General features: G+C 61.2%; 3 protein-coding genes. All 3 read left to right on the plus strand.

Annotation, left to right across the window (positions count from 1 at the left end; translation table 11 throughout):
- Positions 1-50: 50 nt before the first annotated feature.
- The 3 genes from LAO51_20200 (at position 51) to LAO51_20210 (ending at position 3,663) form a co-directional block, all read left to right on the plus strand.
- Entirely contained in the window at positions 51-206 is a 156-nt protein-coding gene (locus LAO51_20200; GenBank protein MBZ5641069.1) for a DUF1508 domain-containing protein, read from the plus strand.
- Positions 207-397: 191 nt separating this feature from the next.
- Entirely contained in the window at positions 398-922 is a 525-nt protein-coding gene (locus LAO51_20205; protein ID MBZ5641070.1) for a hypothetical protein, read from the plus strand.
- Between the two features lie 581 nt (positions 923-1,503).
- Positions 1,504-3,663 carry a hypothetical protein gene (locus tag LAO51_20210; protein ID MBZ5641071.1) on the plus strand — a complete coding sequence of 720 codons (2,160 nt, stop codon included), beginning with the start codon at positions 1,504-1,506 and terminating at the stop codon, positions 3,661-3,663.
- Positions 3,664-3,809: the final 146 nt, after the last annotated feature.

Below are 3,809 nucleotides of genomic sequence, written 5' to 3' on the forward strand. Positions count from 1 at the left end.
TCGCGCGCCGGATCTGAGCGACGCGGCGTTGTCGGGGAAGGGAGCGATCCATGGCAGACCGATGGGAGTTCTACAAGAACCCGAAGGGCGAGTGGCGATGGAAGCGGATAGCGCCGAACGGCAAGGAGGTTGGCGCGTCTACGGAAGGGTACAAGAACGAAGCTGACTGCGAGGTGAACGCTCGGCGGAGCGGGTGGAGCCGGTAAGCGAGGTAGGCGCGGTGGCACCGAAAGGATCCCACCGACCTTTCCATCAAGGAATTGCCATGCCTGGCTCACGGTCGGCGAAGAGTCTGATCAGCCGCGGCGCCAGATGTGATCGCCGGACGGATTGAGATCAGGAGAGAGTGTCATTGTTCTTTCGATCCTCCGAAGAATCGGACGACAAGGGGGGTATCATGAGAACGCGAATCATCCTCGTACTCGCAGGAATTGCCTTCATCACCATCGGCGCCGTGGCACGGGCCGACGATCCGCCGGCCCCGACGGAGGATCCGATTACCGCGGTGGAGATCTTGGTGGCGCCGGAGGCCGCGCTCACCATTCAGAGTGAAGTCGTCGGAGACCTCGAACGCGAGTGGTTCACACTACCAAACAGTGATGAGCTCATTGTGTTCGAGTATGACATAACGCAGAACGTGTCCCCCGCAGTCACGACGTCTGCCAGGACGCCCATGAACTGGAGACAGGGTGACCCGTTCGCCATCGACGCAATCGTTACGACCTTCGCCGCTGGAAGATTCGTGCGTCTGGAACCCATTGACGGGTGGTGGTGCCAGTGGATATGGAACCCAGGGCATATTGTGAACAACGGTTGCGCGCCCCCAGGAGAGGGATGTTTTTTCGGTTACCGACATTGTGAAGCCGCTACCGCATCAGAGGAGTACCCCGAGGGCGTGACGCTTACGGTGGATGCGCGGTGAGCTCGGCAAGCGAGTCGACGGGGTGGAATGGCCACTTCGGATCCGCTGCGTGAGCGCGGTGACCCACCGCGGTCGACGTCGCGAGGCTCCAGGCGACCTGTCCGAAAGGTCAGGGTGCCTCCAGCCGACCGCACGCGGCGCCTTAGAGGGCAACACTGGACCTCAGTCGCCGTGTTGCCTGGGACGCAGTTGACCGCGATTTCGCCGTCAGTTGCCGCGGTCTATTCCGGCAATGAGAAGTAAGGATAGCCGGTTCGACGTCCGAGAAGTGATAGCAGAAGGATGCGTTCTGCTTGCATGTCGCGGGGCCCGCTGGATCGGACCCCGCGCAGCGAGTCCAAACGCGGGTTGGCTCTGTGGGGGTAGATACAATCGGGAGGAGCTGGAAGAACGTGCGCGGAGTGTTCCCGAAGGAGCCGGCCGGGAGTGCTCGGCGAACTGGGAAGCCAAGAGCGTTCTATCGCCAAGAAGAAGCCTGTGCACTGTCGCGAGATTGCATTAGTCCTGTGTTCTGCGTATTATTAGTAGAATCAGTTCTTCGACAATTAAGCGACCGTCGCAACCAAAGAAGGGAGGGAATCATGGCGATGCACAATGCAATTGCAAGAGCGTGTGGCTGCGTCGCGTTGTGCGCAGCTCTGACTTTCGCCCTTGCTGGAACCGACGAGCGCACACCCAAGAACCCTGGCCTGGTAGAGAAAGCAGGCGCACATCTGGGACAATTCGACGTCACAGTCACGGGACCGCGCGACGCAGCCTCGCGCCTGACGCCAGGCGATTTCGAAGTCCAGGTGGGCAAGCTGTGGCTCACGACATTCCAGCTCGACCCGATGTGCGCCGCTGATACGTCCCATGCCACAACGCGACCCGCAAGCTACCTCTTCTACTTCGACCAACGGCACCTCACTCAGGTGGGGCGGCGGCGGGCGATCGAGGTCCTTCGCGAGATGGTTCCGCGTCTGATCGTGGACGGGAGCCGCGGCATGGTCGTCTCGAATGCCAAGACGTTGAGAGTGTATACGACATTCACGTCGCGTACGGAAGTCATCCTAAGAGCGATTGCGGAGCTTGAGCACGATCCCGACCAAGTGGACTCGTCCCCGCTTCTCGAGGAAATGCGGGTCGCGGAGGTCCAGGCAGCAATCGGCAAGAACGATGTTTCGACCGAGGAAGAACGCCGCCAGGATGCATGCCCCCATCTAATGATTGGGGTGAAAGGGGAAGAAGAGAGCCGACAAACAAACTCAGCTAACTTAGAACGCATGCGCCGCGGAGAATCCTTGTCGGGCCAGCAGGTGGCGCCGTCGCTCCCCACGGTACTCCTCGTGAAGCAGTACAACCAGGACGAGATGGCGGTAGCCCGCGAAGGCCTCTGCAGAATTGCGAGCATGCTCCGCCGGCTCGGGGGCATCGAGGCCCCTAAAGTCTTCCTCTACTTCGCCGACACGATGCGGCGAAACGCAGGCGAGCACTTCGTGAGGATGCTGCCCGGGGGTGCGCTCGTGATTTCGCGCAACATAAGAGGAGGATTTGGCTCGCACATCGAGCAGACGATGTCCGCAAGCGACGCATTCGTGTCACACCGGAGCGAGTCGGGCGGTTCGGAGGGCGCCTACGAGAATGTCCTCGCCGAGGCGGCCGCGCAAAATGTGCGGTTCTATCCGGTCCAAGCCGAAGGTCTCGACTTCTCATCGGACCGTGTCCGGGATGCGCAGGACACGCTTGCATCCCTGGCAGCCGAATCTGGCGGGAAGGCATTTCTGAATGGAGTGCCGGCTGATCGGATGACGAGGGACATACTCGGCGATCTCTCCTGCAGGTATCTGCTGAGCTTCGATCCCGCAGGATTTCCGGAGGACCGTCCGCTACCGGTTCGAGTGAGAGTTCATGGGAAGAAACTGTCTGCTCAAGCGGGCAGCCAGATCGTGATCCAAAGCGAGGCGGCACGACGGGCCTCGCGGCTCCTGGCCGCCTTCTCAGGGACGAACAAGTCAGCGACGAATGCGATATCCGCCACCGTGATTCCGACGGGATACGCGGACGGCGCGTTCACTGGATTAGTGCAGGTGGTGGTACCGTCTCCGTCCGACACCACAGGGAGTTGGGAAATCGGCGGCAATGTCGTCTCGGGCAATTCGTCGCGCGAGCTTCCGACGCGGACGATCGCCACCAACGTTTCAGGCGTCCCCGTCGTGTTCGAGAGCGAGGAGAAGTTTCACTCCGGTCGGCACGAGGTCATCGCGGTCGCGCGAGAGACCTCGACGGACACCATCGTGTCCCAGGTCGTCGAGGTGACGTGGCCGGAGATCAGCGACAGCACGACGATCCTCCCGATCACCGTGTTCCAGCCGGCGCGCGGTGCGTTCGTTCGGGGCAACGTGACCCGCGCGCAAGGATCGATAGTCCGCACCGAATCCCAGCAGCTCCGCCCGGACGCACCCACGGCGCTCGTGGCGCTCGTGTGCTGGGGAGAGGAGCAAAAAGGAAAGCTGCACATCGAGCGCGCGCTTCATGGTGATGCCGAGTCCAACTTGAGCTTCCCGGCCATTGACCTTGAGCGAGAAAAGGACCGCTGCGAACAGGTGCGCGACATGATCCCGGCAAGAACGATGGGGGCGGGACAGTTCCGCTACAGCATCGTCGTCAGCCAGGGCACGGAGGAGCTGGCAAGAACCGAGCGAAGCTTCAGTGTTCAGGCGACGCCGCCACCTCCGCAGCTCCTCCAATCGGCATTGAAGTAGTTCGCACGTGTTCTTCGTTATCACTTCATCTTGGCTCCGTAAGGTACGGGGCCTTTTTCTTGGGTCGACGCACGCGAATCGGTAGAAGGAGATCGCGCGAGTGATGGCAGGATGCAGCCGTACTGTTTGTCTCAGACTTCGAGATC

It is taken from the genome of Terriglobia bacterium, assembly GCA_020073205.1.
Lineage (GTDB): Bacteria > Acidobacteriota > Polarisedimenticolia > Polarisedimenticolales > JAIQFR01 > JAIQFR01.